The following is an 18,561-nucleotide window of genomic DNA, read 5'->3' on the forward strand; positions in this document are numbered from 1 at the left end:
TCATTTCAAATGAAATAAAGCAATCTTATGTAAAATCCAAAATAGGATTAACAGATTACTTCGAAATTAAAATTTCTCGTAATGACAGTAGAAACAATGTTTATTAGACAGTCTTATTTTTGACCAAGATATACCCAATGGTCATTCTCTTTACAAAAAAGAGAGTTTTCGTGAATCACATCGATATTGCCATTCTCCATAAAGAAAGCCTTGAATTCAACTGTAGTTTCTGTTGTGTGTAGCACCTCTAGTTTTATCCAGTTAACAGATTTTGTCCATGCTAAAATTTCTTTCTTTTCTCTTTTAGAAGGTCTGGTGCTACTATGGTGACTTTTTTGTAGGTAGTCAATGTTAGCTAGTACAAAAGCACTGTATCTTGAACGCATTAAAGCTTCAGCTGAGGTAACTGAATGAATGTTTTGATGTGCTTTTTGGCAGCAATCACTGTATTTTTTATTTGAGTTGCAAGGACATTGCATAGCTTAAAATATTTGTTTCAAAAGTAGGTGAAAAAAGTAAAAAATCAATTCGTCTATAGTAAAGCGCATTTCATCTATAGATAAATAGTTCTTTATCAAAGAAAAAAATTATAACTTTAGATTTGATTTATTTTTATCAAGTTAGTTTTTAATCTAAGGTTTTGAATAAAAAAATAAAAATACTTTTAATAGAAGATGATAAGATAGAGGTGCTTAAGTTTAATAGAGCTATTACTCCTGTTTTAGAAAATCATATAATCACACAAGCTAATAATGGAAAAGAAGCCTTATCTTTATTGGAAAAAGATTTACCAAATATAATTTTATTAGATTTGAATATGCCTGATACTAACGGGATTGAGTTTTTATCCATTCTAAAAAACGATGAAAAGTTAAAACATATTCCCACCATAGTACTAACAACATCAGATAATGATAAAGACATTACAGAATGTTATAGATTGGGAATAGCAGGGTATGTTTTAAAGCCTTTAAAGTATCAAGATTATGAAAAAAAAATAGGAACAATAATAGAGTATTGGAGCCTTAATGAATTTAAAAAATAAAATATGAAAGGGATTGTTTTTACAGAGTTCTTGGATTTAGTTGAAGATAAGTTTGGTATCGAAATGGTAGATAAAATTATAGAACAATCTGAGTTAGATTCTGGTGGAGTATACACTGCTATTGGTACATACAAATTTTCTGAAATGCTACAATTATTAGAGAATTTGAGTAATAACACAGGAGTTTCAACAGATGATTTGTTGTTAGTATACGCAGAACATTTCTTTTCAGTTATAGAAGACAGTTACCCTGGACTTTTAGCTACATATAATGATCCTATAGAGATGCTGTCATCTATTGAAGATCATATTCATGTAGAAGTAAAAAAGATTTATCCAGATGCAGAATTACCAACATTTCTTGTAGAAGAGAAAACCGAAAATTCACTTGTAATGCTATACAAATCAAGCAGAGCAATGCATCATTTTGGATTAGGTTTAATGAATAAAACGTTTGAACATTTTAATAGTTCAGCAGAAATTATTTTAGAAAAAATTAAAAATGACGGAACTGAAGTAAGGTTTATTATCAATAAAAATTAGTGAGTATAAAAGAAATAGAAATACTACAAAGAGCGCTAGAAAGACAAAAAAAAGCTAGAAAACAAGCAGAGAAAATACTAGAAGAAAAATCGCTAGAATTATTTAATATTTCTCAAGAGCTAAAGGTAGTTAATGAACAATTAGAAGACCTTTTAGATGAGAAAGATTCACAATTAAAAGGAATTTTTGAAAATATTAATGATGCTTATCTAGTAATGGATATTAATGGCAATGTGTTAAAAATGAACGATGTTGCCGTAGAGTTATTTGGTTTTGATGTAAATGAAGAAGATGTAAATGTTGTAAGCCTTATTTATCCTGAACAAGAAGATTATGATTATGCGATGAATTCTTACGCACAATTATTAAAAAATGGATACTTCACCAATTATGTAGCTAGAGTTATTACTAAAAAAGAAGAAGTAAAATGGGTAAATATTAACTCAAGCGTAGTTTTTGATAAAAATAATACTCCAATAGCTGCACAAGGAATTATTAGAGATATAACTAACCAAAGAAAAGAACGGCAAGTAATTGAAGTTATAAATAACACAGCCAAATCAATTTTAGGAAAAGAAGATATCTACGAAATAGCATGGGAAGTATCAAACAGCGTTGCTAACTATTTAAATACTGACGATTGTGTTGTTTACTTAGTAAACGAGAAGAAAAAACAATTAGAATTAGTAGCTTCATTTGATAAAAGAGAAAGAGAGAGCAAAGAAATTTACGAAAAAATGCGATTACCTTTTGAAAAAGGTGTGGTTGGAAGCGTAGCAAAATCAGGTGTTTCAGAAATTATAGATAATACAAATTTAGATGATAGATACGTGGTTTATATTACCCCAAAACTATCAGAATTAACAGTACCTATAAAGAATGAAGATAAGGTAATAGGAGTTATAAATGCAGAGCATCAAGAGAAAAACTATTTTACAGAAGAGCACTTAAAAACGATAGAAGGTATTGCAGGTTTAGTATCGCTTCAGTTAAAAAGTGCAATAAACATAAAAAAACGTAAAAAAGTAGAAAAGAAAAATACTGACTTATTAAAAAAGGTAGCAAAAAGTAATCAAGAGCTTGAAGAATACGCACACATAGTATCTCATGATTTAAAATCTCCTATTAGAAGTATTCATGCGTTAACCAGTTGGATTAAAACTGATAATGAAGGAGTTTTTGATGAAGCTAGTCTCCAAAATTTTGAGCATATTGAAAATACTCTTGAAAAAATGGAACAACTCATTACTGATGTGCTAGAATACTCTAGTGTAGTTAATGGAGTTAAAGAAGACGATGATGTAGATTTAAATTTGCTAATTGAAGAAGTTAAGAAAGTAATATATGTACCAAAAAACATTTCAATAAAAGTTTTACAGAAATTACCCATTATAAAAGGAGACAAAACAAAGTTTTTACAATTATTTCAAAACCTGATAAATAATGCAATTAAGTTTAACGATAAAGAAAAAGGGATTATTGAAATTGATGTGAAAGACCAAAACTCTTTTTATAAGTTTTCAATAAAGGATAATGGAATTGGTATTGAAAAAGAACACTTTGATAAAATTTTTAAAATTTTCCAATCTTTAAAAAAGTCTAAAGACTCTTCGGGTATCGGTTTATCTATCGTCAAAAAAATTGTAAATCTATATAAAGGAGAAATATGGTTAGAGTCTGAAATAAATAAAGGAACAACCTTCTTTTTTACAATAAAAAAGTAATTATGGAGCAACCAAATTTATCGTATATAAATGCACTTTCTAAAGGAGATGAGGAGTTTAAAAAACAAGTTACAGCAGTTTTAAAAGAGGAGCTTTCAGGTGAAATAGAAAGCTATTTTTTATACATTAAAAATAACGATTTTAAGAAAACTAAAGAAATTGTTCATAGAATTAAGCATAAAATGAGTATTTTAGGCTTAGAAAAAAGCTATAAAATAACCAACGAGTTTGAAAACAACCTTGCAGACAATAGCATAGAAAACAAAGAACATTTTGAAAGTGTATTGCCTGTAATGCTTGCTTTTTTAAAGGAACTTTAAAAGATTAACTATGAACTGTATTGTTATTGATGATGAACTAATGTCAAGAATGATTCTCAAAAAAGTGAGTGAACAAGTAGAAGGATTAAAACTTGTAGGAGAATTTTCTAATGCAATACAAGCAATAAAATTTTTAAACAATAATAAAGTAGATGCTATCTTTTTAGATATTCATATGCCAGATTTTACAGGGTTTGACCTTATTCAAACGTTAAAAGATCCACCTAAAATTGTTTTGACTACCTCTGATAGAAATTTTGCTGTTGAAGCTTTTGAGTATGATTTTGTTGTAGACTACATAGTAAAACCAATAGAGTTAGAACGTTTTAAAAAATCAGTAGAGAAAATTATTGCAGCCATAGAAAAAGATAATAATGTAAAACCAGTAAAGAAAGATCAACCCACAGATGTAAATACACTATATGTAAATATTGATAGACGATTAGTAAAAATTGATATTCCGAGTATTTATGTTGTAGAAGCTAAAGGCGATTATATTAAAGTTAAAACAGAAGAAAAAAACTACATTGTTCATAGTCCTTTAAAAAAGATTGAAGAAAAACTACCTTCAGAGTCATTTTTAAAAGTACACAGGTCTTATATTATAAATACAAATGAAATTATAGATATAGAGGATAATAGTGTGCTTATAAAACAAGATGTAATTCCTGTAAGTAGATCTAATAGAAATGAGCTTAAAAGAAGACTAAACTTACTATAATTACCTTATTTAAGTTAATTAACTAACTCATTTTGTTCTTGAACTCTAAAACAACGTTCTTCTCCAAGAAATAATGGGTTTCCGTGCTTTTCAGACCAAAACCCGTCTAAAATATTTTTAGAAAGACAAGAGTATACAGCAACACCTTTGTAGGTAGTATTGTCGTCACCATTATAATTAAAGTTGATAATAAGAATATTATTCTTAAAAAAGCCAGTTCCAAACTGTTCTTGTTCGTTGTTAATTATCCATTTTGCAATAATTCTACTATTTTCATCAAGAGTTAAAGAAAGAGTACCTTTATAAGTGTTCTCACTTTCATCTTGGTTACTACCAATAATATTGTATGTTCCTACTAAATCTTCTACTGTCATTCAATCTTCAAATAAAGGTGCAAAAATACATTAAAAAGAAGTAGGGTTAAAGCATTGGTTTTATGTTATTAAATTTCGTAATTTTAGTGTGTTAGGTCAATCGAATTGATATGGAATTTATAGATTATTACAAAGTTTTAGGAATAAATAAAAAAGCAACTGCTGTCGATATAAAAAAAGCCTATCGGAAGTTAGCAAGAAAATATCATCCAGATACAAACCCGAATGATGAAGAAGCTAAAAAGAAGTTTCAGCAAATAAATGAAGCCAATGAAGTATTAAGTAACCCTGAAAATCGTAAAAAGTACGATGAGTACGGAGAAAACTGGAAACATGCAGAAGCATATGAGGAGGCTAAAAAACAACGCGCTAGTCAAAGTGGATTTGGAAGAGGAGGGGCTTATCAGCAATATTCATCCTCAGATTTTGATGGAACTGATTTTTCTGATTTTTTTAATGCTGCCTTTGGTGGTGGAAGAAGTTCAGGAAGACGTACAGCACAATTTAGAGGTCAAGATTTTAACGCTTCATTACAATTAAACTTAAGAGATGTTTATACTTCGCAAAAACAAGTATTAACTGTAAATGGGAAAAAAATACGAATAACGATTCCTGCTGGGGTAGAAAATGGTCAAACAATTAAAATAAAAGGGCATGGAGGAGAAGGTATAAACGGAGGCCCTAAAGGAGATTTATACATCACTTTTGATATTAAACCTGATATTAATTTTAAACGTGATGGCGCTAATTTATACACGGAACAGGCTATTGATTTATACACCGCAGTATTGGGTGGAGAGGTAGTGATTAATACTTTTGTTGATAAAGCTAAATTAAAAGTAAAAGCTGGTACCCAAAATGGAACCAAAATTCGATTGAAAGGAAAGGGATTTCCGAAGTATAAAAAAGAAGGTCAGTTTGGAGATTTATATGTTACTTACAAAATAGAGATTCCAACCAATTTAACAGATGAACAACGAGAGTTATTTACAAAACTTTCTAAATTGAAATAAATATGGGCAATACAGAACTAATAAGTGTACAAAAAGTTATTGTTCATCACAATTTAGATGAACAATTTATAGAAAGTATTGAATCTTTTCAGCTCATAGAGTTTGTAGTAAAAGATTCCAATAAATATTTATATACAGAACAGTTACCTATTTTAGAGAAAATAATCAGATTACACTACGATTTAGAGGTAAACATGCAAGGTATAGACGTGATTAACAATATGCTTGATAGAATGGATTCTATGCATAAAACAATTAAACAACTAGAAAATAAATTAAAATTATACGAGTAAATTTTTATGAATTGGATTTCTTATGAAGAACTCCCTCTATTTTATCATAGATATTCGGATTGTGTTTTTTAATTTTAATTTTAATATGTTTTGAAGCTGGCATATTACTTCCTTTTACGGTATTATGGATTGAAACAAGTACGTTAGTTTCAGGAAAATAAGTAACCGTGTTTTTTTCAGGGATAGGATATTCAACAATAATAAATAGCGGAGCGATACGCTCTGTGTCATTATCATAATTATATAAATCTACCTTATCACCAGATGTAAAACCTGCTTTTTCAATATCTTTTTTATTCATGAAAATTACACGACGCTCATTATGAATTCCACGGTAACGATCATTTAATCCATAAATAGTAGTATTGAATTGGTCGTGAGTTCTTACTGTGGCCATTAAATACTCATCATCAGCTAATGTGTTTTGTGGTAATGTGGTTATAGAAAATGGAGCACGATTTCCAAACTCTTTTGTTTTAAAGTTCCCTTCACGAGCCGCATTAGGTAAGTAAAATCCGCCTTTTTGTTTTACACGAACATTGTAGTTGTCAAAACCAGGAATACATTTTTCTATATCATCTCTTACAGCATTGTAACTATTCATATATCGATCCCAATCAACCACACTTTTATTTCCTAAAGTAGCTTTTGCCATACGACACACAATATGAGTTTCGTTGATAAGTTTGTCAGATATTGGTTTTAATACTCCTTTAGACCACTCTACAATTCCCATGGCATTTTCAGCACTTGTATACTGATGCTCACCATTAACGATATCAATTTCACTTTTCGAAATAGTAGGTAAAATTAAAGCTTCTTTTCCATGAATCAAATGGGTTCGGTTTAACTTAGTTGAAACAGAAACAGACAAATCAAGCTGTCTCATTCCATTTGCAGTATATGTGGTGTCAGGAGTTGCTGATAAGAAATTTCCACCCATGCTAAAATGGACTTTAATTTTTCCTTCATTCATAGCCTTTATGGTATTCACAACATCATAACCATTATTTCTTGGTGGATTAAAGCCGAAAACCTCTTGTAATTTATCAAGTTGCTCTACAGAAGGACTGTGGTTAATAAGCATTGTTCTATTCCCTTGTACATTACTATGTCCACGTACAGGGCAAGAACCAGCTCCAGGCTTACCAATACTTCCTTTTAAGAATAACAGGTTTAAAACTTCTTTTAAAATATCAACACCGTTAGGTTGTTGCGTAAGTCCCATACCCCAGCAAATAATAATTCGGTTTTTGTGAGCTAGTATTTCTGCAGCTTTTTGAATATCTTCTTTTAAAACACCAGATGCATTTGCTAATTCATCTATGTCATAATTTTCAATTTGCTTAATTAAATCTTCATAACCAACTGTTTTATTTTTGATAAATTTTTGATCAAAAACTTTACCCGGGCTTTCTTTTTCAAAATGTAATAGTAATTGTTCAATTGCTTTTAAGAGAGCTAAATCTCCATTAATTTTAACAGGAAGATGTAAATCGGCAAGTTGGATCCCTTTTCCTAAAATACCACTTATTTTTTGAGGATCTCGGAATCCCATTAAACCAGCTTCGGGAAGAGGGTTAACAGCAATAATTTTAGCTCCGTTCTTTTTTCCTTTTTCTAAAGCACTTAACATTCGTGGAGAGTTCGTCCCTGGGTTTTGACCAATAATCATAATGATATCGGTATCGTAGAAGTCTTTTAAAGTAGCAGTTCCTTTTCCTATACCCGTAACTGAGGCTAAGGTAAAACCAGATGTTTCGTGACACATATTAGAACAATCAGGGAAGTTGTTTGTTCCAAATTCACGTACGAAAAGTTGATATGCAAAAGAAGCTTCATTACTTGTTCTTCCAGAAGTGTAAAAAGCAGCATTATCTGGAGACTCTAACCTATTTAAGTGTTCGGCAATTTTTGCAAAAGCATTGTTCCAGCTAATAGGTTCATAATGTGTACCATTTTTAGGAAGGTACATAGGCTCAGAAAGTCTACCTAGATGTCCAATTTCATAATCAGTTAATTGAGAAAGCTCATAAATAGAATTTTGTTTAAAAAAATCTGAAGTAATTCTTTTACTGGTAGCTTCTTCAGCTATAGCTTTTGCACCATTTTCGCAATATTCAGCAATAGTTGATCGCTCATCATCAGGATCAGGCCAACCACAACTAGGACAATCAAAACCATCAAACTGATTCATTTTAAACAAAGCTTTTCCACCTCTTACCAATGCTCTATCATTGATTAAACTCTTTATAGTATTTGTAACTCCAGGAATACCTGCAGCCCAATCTTTTGGTTTACCAGTTCTTAAGCTTAATAATTTGTATGGAGGTTCAGCAGAAGGTTGTTTATTGGCTTGTTTATTGGGTTTGTTATCCATTGTTTTTTCTATGATTTGAGAAGTATAAAGTTAAGAAAAAAAGAGAATAAGCAGAGTGTGAATATTTTTGTTAAAAAAATGTAAATTTTTTTATTCTTCAACTTTGGATAACAGTAAATTACTGCATATGTTTGCACGGCTAAAATGAAATTGTTAACCCCTTATTGCTTATGAAAAAAATTACTTTTTTCTTTTTTATTGTATTTTCTCAATTAGTTTTTTCTTCAACAGATAATCCTTTAGATAGTATTTCTAGGTCGGAAAAAGCACTTCCTAAATTAATAGAGTTTTCTTCTAAAGCAAAAGGAGAGTTTGATTTTGATTATGTAAAAGAAAATTACTCTGATCCTAAGATAGATACACTTATAAGTAGAGCAACCTCTGTTTTTGAGGCGATAGAAAAAACAGGTAGCTATGTAGATGTTTTAGGCTCTGATGATATGATTACTTTACCGGTTGGTGTTAAAAAAAGATTCGGTAAATACACAGCTTTATTAGGTGTAAGTAAAGCTAAGTTTTATCCAGATTACACAGAGGTAACTCTTTTTGCAAAATTAACAGTTGGTCAACTTGGTGCAAACGGGAAGCAACAAGAGCTATTTTTTGGAGCAGATAATATAAAAATATCTCATAATGGGGGAATTTATGGTGATACCAATATATCCTTGTTTGGTGATGTAGCAATACCAATACAAGGTAACAAAGGTTTACTGGAATTGAAGGGAGGTTTTAATATGAAAACAGGTATTGTAGAAAACAAAACCTATATAACCATTGATTGTTCTGGAATTAAAGAAATAGGGATAGCGGCCGATGTATTGTTCTCAAGAGAACTATTAGAGCCATTGGACGCCAACTACAAAGTTATTCAAGATACAAAAACAAGGGTTAAAGGCTCTTTTAAAACAGTAGTGTCAGATTGGAACGATATTATTGCAGAGATAAATTTAAGTCATCCATTTCAATTAAAAGATAAAAAATCTACAACAGGTAGAGGTAAAGGAGGGTTAGTCTTTGAAGTTAAAAATGCTGTTTTTGATTTTAGTGATTTAAGAAACTCTACAAATATGAGTTTTCCTAACTCGTATAAAGAAAAGTACCTAGTTCCTGGGAATGAAGAATTGTGGAGAGGAGTATCTATAGAAGAAATAAAAATTATTGCACCTAAGGAGTTTATGAAAAGAAATGAACAAAATAGGCTTAGCTTTTCAGCAAAAGAATTTTTAATTGACGGCGAAGGAATAACGGGGCAATTCTCAGTAGAAAATCTTTTTTCTATCGAAGAAGGAATAGCTTCAGGTTGGCCTATTTCTGTAACTGATCTGCATGCTTCTTTTATAGCAAACAAAATAACAGGAGCTGGCTTTGGTGGGCATATAGCTTTGCCTACTTCAGGAAAAGTTACAAAGGAAGATATTATTAATCAAACAGAGCTTGTTAAAGGAGTTAGGAAAGCTATTAAATATACAGCTATAATTGATGTAGGGAATGATGATTATAGTTTAGCTCTGGAACCCATAGCAAAAAAAGGATTACACTTTCCTGTTTTTATGGCAGAGGCACACTTAAAATCAAATTCCAGTGTAACTCTTAAAGTTAAGGAGGGTAAGTTTAGACCGAAAGCTAATTTACATGGTAGTTTAACAATCAAAGGAGGTAGCGGAGCAGCGAGTAAAATGATTAATTTCAAAGGCATCACTTTTGAAAATTTACAATTACAAACAGAAAAACCTTTAATATCAGTAGATCATATGGGGTATGAAGGTGAGGCTTTTAGTTTTTCAAATTTTCCTGTCACCATATCAGATATCAATGTAACAGCAAACGATCAAAAAGCTTCTTTAGGTTTTACTCTTGATGTCAACTTAATGGGAAAGGGATTTTCTGGAAACACTCAATTAGAAATTATAGGAAAGTTTAAAGAAGAAGAAAAAATTCATAGTTGGAAATTCGAAAAAATTAAAATACATAAAATTGATGTTGCTGCTGATTTAGGAAGTGTTAAGTTTAAAGGACTAGTTGAAGTTAAAGATAACGACCCAGTTTACGGTAATGGTTTTTACGGAGAGTTAGAAGCAGATTTTAATAGCATTAATGTAAAAGCAACAGCTTGGTTTGGTAAAACAGATGTAAGGTATTGGTATGTTGATGCCTATGCAGATTTATCTTCAATGAGAGCAAAACCTATGATAGGACCTGTTGAAATTAACGGTTTTGGAGGTGGTGCTTATTACCATATGAAAAAGACATCTAATCCGCCTAAATTAGTATACCAGGGAGAGTTAGATGAAAATGGAAATCCTGTGCCAGTTAAGACTCCAAAACCTCCTTCAGGAATGGATTATACTCCAGACGCTAACTCAGGCCTAGGGTTCAGAGCAATGTTAGGATTTGCATTAGCGAACGAAGGTGCTTTTAATGGTAAGGTTGGTTTTGAAATGGCTTTCAATACTCATGGAGGTTTGAATAGGATATTTTTCTTCGGGGAAGCTCATATAATGCAAGGCTATAAATTAGAGTTTACAGATAAGTTCAAAGAAAAACTTAACAAGCTTGAAAATAAAATAAATGATTTAGCCGATAATCAGTTAGTTAAAGACTTAAAAGAAACAAACCTAGTAGAATACAGTAAGGTCTCTTTTCCACAAGATGGATTAACTTTTGATGTGGGGATTGATGCGCATTTTTCTATGGAAATGGATTTTGTAAATAATTCTTTTCATAGTGAGATGGAAGTATATGTAAATACACCAGGAAACTTTTTTAGTGGTGTAGGGCCTAGAGGAAGAGCAGGATGGGCGGTTTTCCATACTGGGCCAGATGGCTGGTATTTACACATGGGAACTCCAAAAGATCGTATAGGTCTTCGAGTAGGGATAGGTGGTTTTAGTGTATCAGCAACAACCTATTTAATGATTGGAGATAATATACCGGGTAGCCCACCACCACCACAAGCAGTAGCTGATATTTTAGGAGTAAACCTAAATAGTCTAGACTATATGAGAGATTTAAATGCATTAGGAGATGGAAGAGGTTTTGCTATAGGTATGGACTTTAGTCTAGACACAGGAAATATGAATTTCTTAATGTTTTATGCCCGATTTAGAGCTGGATTAGGGTTTGATATTATGATTAAAGATTATGGGGAAACCGCTTGTAAAGGAAGTGGACAAATAGGTGTTGATGGTTGGTACGCAAACGGGCAAGCTTATGCATATTTAGAAGGAGAATTAGGGATACGAATTAACCTATGGTTTTATAAAGCAAAAATACCAATAGTAAAAGCAGGTGCAGCGGTATTGTTACAAGCAAAACTGCCAAATCCTAGTTGGTTTAGAGGATATGTAGGAGGTCATTTTAGTGTTTTAGGAGGGATGATAAAAGGACGCTTTAGATTTAAAATTGAGTTAGGAGAAGAATGTGAGATAATAGGAGGAGCTCCATTAGGAGGGATAAAGATAATTTCGGGAGTTACACCTGATAATGATGCTACAGAGGTCGATGTTTTCACGGCACCACAATCAGCATTTAATATGAAAATAAATAAATCTTTTGAACTCGAAGATGATAAAGGAGTAAAGACTTATAGAATTTTACTAGATGAGTTTACCGTAAAAAGTGATGGAAAAGTAATTGAAGGAGAATTAGAATGGAATGAGTCACAAGATGTAGTGAATTTTATTTCTTTTGATGTTTTACCTCCCCAAAAAGCTATTCAGGTAAAAGTGGCGGTTAGTTTTCAAGAGTTAAAATCAGGAAGTTGGATTACATTAATGCACAACGGTAAAAAAGCTCAAGAAATAGAAGAAAGAACTTTTACTACAGGTATAGCGCCAGATTATATTCCGGTTGAAAATATAGAATATACATACCCTGTAATAGATCAGAAATATTTTTATCAAGATGAAAGTACAACTGGTTATGTGAAATTAAAAAGAGGTCAACCATACTTGTTTGCGCCTGAAACAAATTGGAAACAAAATGTAGTTTATAGTAACGAAGAAGGGCATAGTTTTGTAAATACTGCATCTTACAATAAAGGTGAAAGACAAGTTAATTTTAAATTAGGAGAATTCAATAATCAAAAGAAATATACATTGAAATTGATTAGTTCACCAGATGCAGGAGAAGGTTCTGTAAATGAAACTTCTTACACTAAACAAGATACCGGTTATGAAGGTAATACGGTAGAGGTTAAAAATAAAGAGGTACAAAGTGTTGTTAATAACGAAGCAGTAACTGAGTTATTGACCTATGAGTTTACTACAAGTGAATACAATACATTTGCTAAGAAAGTAGATGATAAGAGAGTAGTGAAACACTATCTAGAGCCTATTTATTCAGATGTACATGCTATTCAAACAGATGTTAGAGAATCTGAAAGATTTGATAGAATTGAATTAGAAGGAGGTAAGTATTCAGGAAAGCAACCTTTAATTGAAACTGAAGCAGTTCTTGATGATAATTATTATGAAGATAGAATTTATCAGTTAATATATGAAAAGTACCCTTTAGAACCTGAATTTACAGTAGACAGAGATGTAAAAGATTTAGGTATTCCACCTAAAAAGGGAATTGATATCTTAACTTGGTATGTACCATATTTAAGAAATAACCCTACATTTTCATTATTAAGCAAACGAATTCCTTATAGATATAATTTACCTTATCATTATAAAAGAGATTTTATGGATATACAATATAAAGTGGTAAATAAATATTTAAATGATCCTACTGAATATGCATCGAAAATTCAGAAGTATAATTACATCATTAATGGGGTATTCCCAGCGATATGGTCTGGTAAATATAAGGTTAAAATGCAATATGTAATGCCAGGAGGAGTATTAGGAACAAGTACAGTATTTAAATATAAAAATCCTTTTTAATGCTATTTATTAAGAAAAGAAATATAATAGTACTATTAATTTTTGTGTTCTCAACTTTAGTAGCTTTTTCACAAGTTAAAGAAGTAAACAAGAATGCCATTAAAGTATTAGCAAGACCCCATAGTAGCCATAAAATTATGTTGAGATGGGGAGCAACAACTCCAATGTCGTTTAGAAAATTGGCAAAGTATGGTTACAGGTTAAAACGATATACTATTAGTATTAGTGGGCAAACATTGTCAAAGCCTATAGAGAAAGATTTAGGAATTTTTAAACCAGCAGAACCACAAAAATGGATTAGTATAATAGAGAAAAATAACAATGCAGCTATTATGGCTCAATCGTTATTTGGAGAAAGTTTTGATGTGGAAGGAGTTGGTTCTTTACAAGGAATTATAAATATGTCTCAAGAGCAAGAACAGCGATTTACTTGGGCATTATATGTGGCTGATCAGGACTTTGAAGTAGCAAAATTAGCAGGACTAGGTTTCGAAGATTTAAAGGTGAAGTCTACAGAAAAATATGTTTATAAAGTTTTTCCTTTAGTACCAAAAGAAGAAATGAAAATCAAAGACGGAGGAGTTTTTGTAGGGCTTCAAGACTATCAGGATTTACCTAAACCGTTAGACTTAGCTGCTATTTTTGATGATCAAAAGGTAATGTTAAACTGGAACTATGCAATCCATAAAAATGAATTTAATAGTTATTTTATAGAACGTTCAGAAGATGGAGTAAATTTTAATCAACTTAATAAGCTGCCGTACACTACATTAAATAGCGGTGGTAGGGTAGATACTAAGAGAATTTACTACACAGATTCCATTAAAAATAACAAAACCTATTACTATAGGGTAAAAGGGAGAACCCCTTTTGGAGAGTTAAGCCCACCTTCTGATATTATTTCAGGAAAAGGAGTGAAAGTTTTGCCTTATGTGCCCAAAATATCAAGTAAAAAAGTAGTAAATAATAATAAAAGTGTAGTTCTAAAATGGGAGTTTTTAGAAGAGGGGGGTGAATTTATCAAAGGCTTTGAGCTTAATAAAAGTAATAAAGCGAATGGTACGTATAAAACCGTTATTAAAGGTATATCTACAAAAACAAGAAAAATTCAATACGATGAATTAGATCCTACGAACTATTTTACAATTACCGCTATAGGTAAGCAAGGAAATAGTAGAACATCATATCCAGTGTTGGTACAACCAGTAGACTCTATTCCTCCAGTTAAGCCTACAGGATTAGAAGGAAAGGTAGATAGTTTAGGAGTGGTTACCTTACAATGGAAAAAGAATATTGAACCAGATATGTTAGGGTATCGAGTTTTTAAGGGAAATAATGCTAAAGAAGAGTTTTCTCAAATTACAGTTAGTCCGCATCTTGCAGCAACTTTTTATGATAGTGTTTCAGTAAAAAGTTTAAATGATAAAGTATATTATAAAATTGTAGCGGTAGACAAAAGATATAATATGTCTGAATATTCAGATGTTTTAGTATTGAAAAAACCAGACTTTATTCCGCCAGCACCACCTGTAATAACATCTTATAATGTTAAAAAAGAGACTGTGAATTTAACTTGGGCTAACAGTCAGAGTAATGACATAGCAAAACATGAAGTATATAGACGAGTTAGGGATAGTATTCAATGGAATTTAATAGCAACTTTACCAAAAGACACCTTACATATTGAATATACAGACTGGAAAGATACCAATGTAGAAGGGGCTACAGCTTACCAATATTTAATAAAAGCGGTAGATGATAGTAATTTACAATCTATCAATACAAAACATACAACTATAGAAGTACCAAGATTTACTTTGCTTAAAGGTATTAAGGGACTGAACACTTATGTTGACAGAACGAATTCTTTTATAGAATTGTTTTGGAAAACAGTAAATAAAGAAGCTATTGTTGAAATAATGGTTTATAAAGGGAAAAAAGATGAAAAAGTTTCCTTGTTAAAAAATGTTTTACCGAGTACAAATAGAATAGTGGATGAAAATGTAAAACCGAATAATATATACACTTATATATTACGTCCAGTATTTATAGATGGTAGCTTAGGACAGATAAGAAAAATAGAAGTGAAATATTAAAATTGCCTATGAAAAGAAAATTACTATTAAGTGCAGCTTTCTTGTTAATCAGTTTTTTAAGCTATTCTCAACAGTATAACTATCAAGTCAAAATTACTGATTTTAATTATTGGTATAAAGCTAAAAGTGGTTTATGTGGAGATGCTAAGCATATAACTTTATCAATAACATTTGAAGATAACACAACAAACACACTTTATAAAACTTCTAATATCAAAAAAATTGATAAAGCTGATTTTATAGATAGGTTTTTTGTGAAAAAACCTAAAAGTATTCATGTTTCTTCTTTCATTCATGAAGAAGATAAGGTAGGTTTGTGTAATGGGTATACAGCTAAAGTAACAGAAGATACAGGAAGTCTTAGTTATATAGGTGGGGTTGCTTCTGGAAGCTTATCCGGTTATGATAATGGAGGTAATCAAGCGATTATTGATGTTAAATTTAATTATGAAGTTTCAAAAGTAGAAAAAAACTACAATTACAAAATTGAGTATGATATAGATTTGTATAATGAGTCTTTGAATACTCATATGGAGTACGATAATTATTCGGGTACATATTCTCTTTATTTAAAGGGAGATAAAGAGAGTAAGAGAGTTTACAGAGGAAGAGTTATGGAGTTTATTCCTGACCCCTTAACAAATACAAAGTATGACAGTATTGTTCGTTTCATGGAGCCTTTAACTAAGTTAAATGGGAAAATGAATATATCTTTTAGGACGAGTTCCCAATTAAGGTGTGAAGGTCAAGTGAATGAATTTGGAGATTTCTATAGCATAGATACAGAGCAAAACACAACCATAAACGATGTAAATGGATGTTTGAGTCAAAAATACTTGTTTCCTTGGTGCGGTACAACAAAGATAAATTATTTCAATTTTTATAGAATTTATAAAAAGCTTGGAGATATAGAATTAAATAAACCAAACTTTGGAGAAAAAGGTATTAGTCCAGAATTGAAGGACTGTGAACCTTTTAGAGTTTATGTAAATGATTGTAATGAAGAATCTAGTTATGCTGTTGAATATTCGATAGGAGGTAATTTTAAAACCTATTTACCTTATGCAAGGAGAGAGAGTTATTTTGATTTAGACTATAGTAAATTAGAAGGAGTTGAAATAGGGGGTGGAGTAAGTCTGAGGATTAAATATTACAATTCAGGCGATTATTCGAGTAATCCTTATTTGTATTCTGATTTAGTAAATTTTACAATATTTGGTTGTTCACCAAAACTAACACAAGAACCTACTCCTATAAAAACCACCTGTAGTTACACAGAAGATGGTAGTTTCACATTTACTGTAGGACGAAATTTGATTGAGAGTGAAAATGAAAAAATGATCGCAACACTATATTATGAATTTACTTCTAATAATTATGATGTAGCAGAAAATGGTCAAGAAGAAATTACAAGTTTAATAGATAATAAAAATGGTACTTATAGTTATACTTGGAAAGGTGGTTTACCTCCTGGAAATTACAAGTTAAAGTATCAAACTTACAATGGTACAGGAGGAATTTCACCAGATGATTCAAGTTGGGACGATTTAAGATTTTCAGAAATATTTGAAATAAAAGCACCCCTAAATATCATATTTGAAGCTGAAAGGTTTAGTGATGAAAACTGTGTAAAATCAGGAGATGGAAAGATAAGAGTTTTCAATGTTAGTGGAGGAACAGGAGAAGGGTATGAATATGAATTGAATGAAAGTACTGATTGGATTCCTTTTGATCCTTCTAATATAAAAGCAAATGAAGTAATAATAGGAGGTCGAGGGAAAGGAACTTATAAAGTAAAAGTAAGAGACAGTAAAAAATGTGTAGCAAAAGAATAATATTACAGTTTATAATTATAATTTTTTCTACTATCAATGCTTTTGGGCAATCTGATAAGTATGCTCTTTTATTTAAGTCTACTCTAGAAGAAGAAAGTTCTTATTATGACTCAGAGTTTAGTTGTCAAATAAAATATAGTTGGAGGACTTTTAGTTTTCAATATAAATCAACTTCTTTAAATAAGAAAGAACCACAGTATGATTTTTACTATTTACCAGATGATTTTACTGAGGTGAATTTACTATTTGAAGGAGAAGTTGATTATAGGGAATACTCAGTACCAGATTGCTTTATGATACCTGAAATATCTTTTGATAAAACAAACTTTAATATAATGCCTTTATTTGGCTGTAATTTTACAGTTATAGTTTACCCTCTTCATGTTGAAGGGACAGATAATACAGAGCCAGTTTGTTCAATTACAACTTTAGAGTTAAAAGGAGGCTATGATTGGGAATATCTTATAGGTGATGTAGATAATAAATTATTAGAATGGAAAACTTTAGCTATTTCAACTCCATCAATAAGCCCCAATATAGGGGATATTTATACTAGTGAGAATATTAATATTGATGAGCTAGATGTTAATTCACCAAAAAGAAGTATTCATTTTAGGGCTGGTCATATTGCTAGTGACAAGTATGTGGCGCCAATAACTTATACAGTCACGGGGTGTTCACCAACATTTGAAGGATATTATGATCAAATAAAAACATCATGTTCATATTATAAAGATGGTAATATATCTTTAAAAATAGGAAGAAATTTAGACCCTTCCGAACAGTTAGCAGTAACTTTATTTAAGGAAGATAGTAACGGAGATATATTAGTAAGTCAATACAGTACCAAACAGCTCAGTGCTACAGATCCAAACGTTATAGTATTAAATGATCTCGGAGAAGGTATTTTTGGGTTTAAATGGCCCGGAGGTATCGATGTAGGTACATACTATTTTAGGTACCAAACATTAAACGAGGTAGATATGCCACCTAAACCAGATGCTTCAGATTCATCGTTTTGGGATAAGTTAGTAAAAACAGAACCTTCCTTTACCATCGAGAAAGCAACAAATGTTGATTTTACAGCTGCACCCTTAAATGATGAAAATTGTTTTAAAGCTGGAGACGGTAAAATCCAATTGAATGTTACGAGTGGAGAAACAGGAAGATCGTACCTCTACATAGTGTATAAAATAGAAGGAACAACAGAGACCTTAGAAAGAGATTGGACAAGTTTTTCAGGAATCACAACAGTAATAAGTGGATTAGGAAAAGGAGAGTATAAAATAAAAGTAAAAGACAGCCAAGGTTGTTTAGCAAAATAAAGT

At 31.1% G+C, this 18,561-nt stretch carries 14 protein-coding genes; 11 read left to right on the forward strand and 3 right to left on the reverse strand.

Annotation, left to right across the window (positions count from 1 at the left end; genetic code table 11):
- Positions 1-113: 113 nt before the first annotated feature.
- Positions 114-479, reverse strand: a complete 366-nt coding sequence (locus tag C8N27_RS10315) for a YchJ family protein (protein WP_121147284.1) — start codon at positions 477-479, stop codon at positions 114-116.
- A gap of 161 nt (positions 480-640) precedes the next feature.
- On the opposite strand from C8N27_RS10315, the gene C8N27_RS10320 reads away from it, so the two are divergent.
- Genes C8N27_RS10320 through C8N27_RS10340 form a run of 5 tightly spaced genes read left to right on the forward strand, consistent with a single transcriptional unit; the run spans position 641 to position 4,353 of the window.
- Entirely contained in the window at positions 641-1,045 is a 405-nt protein-coding gene (locus tag C8N27_RS10320; protein WP_099216162.1) for a response regulator, read from the forward strand.
- A gap of 3 nt (positions 1,046-1,048) precedes the next feature.
- Entirely contained in the window at positions 1,049-1,588 is a 540-nt protein-coding gene (locus C8N27_RS10325) for a heme NO-binding domain-containing protein (RefSeq protein ID WP_099216161.1), read from the forward strand.
- Entirely contained in the window at positions 1,588-3,312 is a 1,725-nt protein-coding gene (locus C8N27_RS10330) for a GAF domain-containing sensor histidine kinase (RefSeq protein WP_121147285.1), read from the forward strand. Before C8N27_RS10325 ends, C8N27_RS10330 begins: the two co-directional genes overlap by 1 nt.
- Positions 3,313-3,314: 2 nt before the next feature.
- Positions 3,315-3,632, forward strand: a complete 318-nt coding sequence (locus C8N27_RS10335) for an Hpt domain-containing protein (RefSeq protein WP_121147286.1) — start codon at positions 3,315-3,317, stop codon at positions 3,630-3,632.
- Between the two features lie 10 nt (positions 3,633-3,642).
- Positions 3,643-4,353 (forward strand): LytR/AlgR family response regulator transcription factor, encoded by a 711-nt coding sequence (locus C8N27_RS10340; protein WP_121147287.1) that lies wholly within the window; start codon positions 3,643-3,645, stop codon positions 4,351-4,353.
- A gap of 14 nt (positions 4,354-4,367) precedes the next feature.
- Here C8N27_RS10340 and C8N27_RS10345 read toward each other — a convergent pair whose 3' ends face one another.
- Positions 4,368-4,727, reverse strand: a complete 360-nt coding sequence (locus C8N27_RS10345) for a hypothetical protein (protein ID WP_121147288.1) — start codon at positions 4,725-4,727, stop codon at positions 4,368-4,370.
- Positions 4,728-4,837: 110 nt separating this feature from the next.
- Here C8N27_RS10345 and C8N27_RS10350 point away from each other — a divergent pair, with 110 nt between their 5' ends.
- Positions 4,838-5,740, forward strand: coding sequence for a DnaJ C-terminal domain-containing protein (locus C8N27_RS10350; RefSeq protein ID WP_121147289.1), 903 nt, complete (start codon positions 4,838-4,840; stop codon positions 5,738-5,740).
- A 2-nt stretch (positions 5,741-5,742) separates the two neighbouring features.
- Positions 5,743-6,033 (forward strand): chaperone modulator CbpM, encoded by a 291-nt coding sequence (locus C8N27_RS10355; protein WP_121147290.1) that lies wholly within the window; start codon positions 5,743-5,745, stop codon positions 6,031-6,033.
- 4 nt (positions 6,034-6,037) lie between these two features.
- Here C8N27_RS10355 and C8N27_RS10360 read toward each other — a convergent pair whose 3' ends face one another.
- Positions 6,038-8,413: an FdhF/YdeP family oxidoreductase gene (locus C8N27_RS10360; protein ID WP_121147291.1), complete on the reverse strand. Its 2,376-nt coding sequence runs from the start codon at positions 8,411-8,413 to the stop codon at positions 6,038-6,040.
- Positions 8,414-8,583: 170 nt separating this feature from the next.
- Between C8N27_RS10360 and C8N27_RS10365 the strand changes: the two genes are divergently transcribed.
- From C8N27_RS10365 to C8N27_RS10380, 4 genes are read left to right on the forward strand one after another with little or no spacing between them, the layout of a single operon-like run.
- Complete coding sequence (locus C8N27_RS10365; RefSeq protein ID WP_121147292.1) at positions 8,584-13,302, forward strand: hypothetical protein; 4,719 nt, start codon at positions 8,584-8,586, stop codon at positions 13,300-13,302.
- Positions 13,302-15,398 carry a fibronectin type III domain-containing protein gene (locus C8N27_RS10370; RefSeq protein WP_121147293.1) on the forward strand — a complete coding sequence of 699 codons (2,097 nt, stop codon included), beginning with the start codon at positions 13,302-13,304 and terminating at the stop codon, positions 15,396-15,398. Before C8N27_RS10365 ends, C8N27_RS10370 begins: the two co-directional genes overlap by 1 nt.
- Before the next feature lie 8 nt (positions 15,399-15,406).
- A complete protein-coding gene (locus tag C8N27_RS10375) occupies positions 15,407-17,233 on the forward strand; it encodes a hypothetical protein (RefSeq protein ID WP_147431720.1) in 1,827 nt (608 codons plus the stop codon).
- Positions 17,215-18,558: a hypothetical protein gene (locus C8N27_RS10380; RefSeq protein ID WP_121147295.1), complete on the forward strand. Its 1,344-nt coding sequence runs from the start codon at positions 17,215-17,217 to the stop codon at positions 18,556-18,558. Before C8N27_RS10375 ends, C8N27_RS10380 begins: the two co-directional genes overlap by 19 nt.
- Positions 18,559-18,561 lie beyond the last annotated feature (3 nt).

The organism is Tenacibaculum discolor, assembly GCF_003664185.1.
Taxonomy (GTDB): domain Bacteria; phylum Bacteroidota; class Bacteroidia; order Flavobacteriales; family Flavobacteriaceae; genus Polaribacter; species Polaribacter discolor.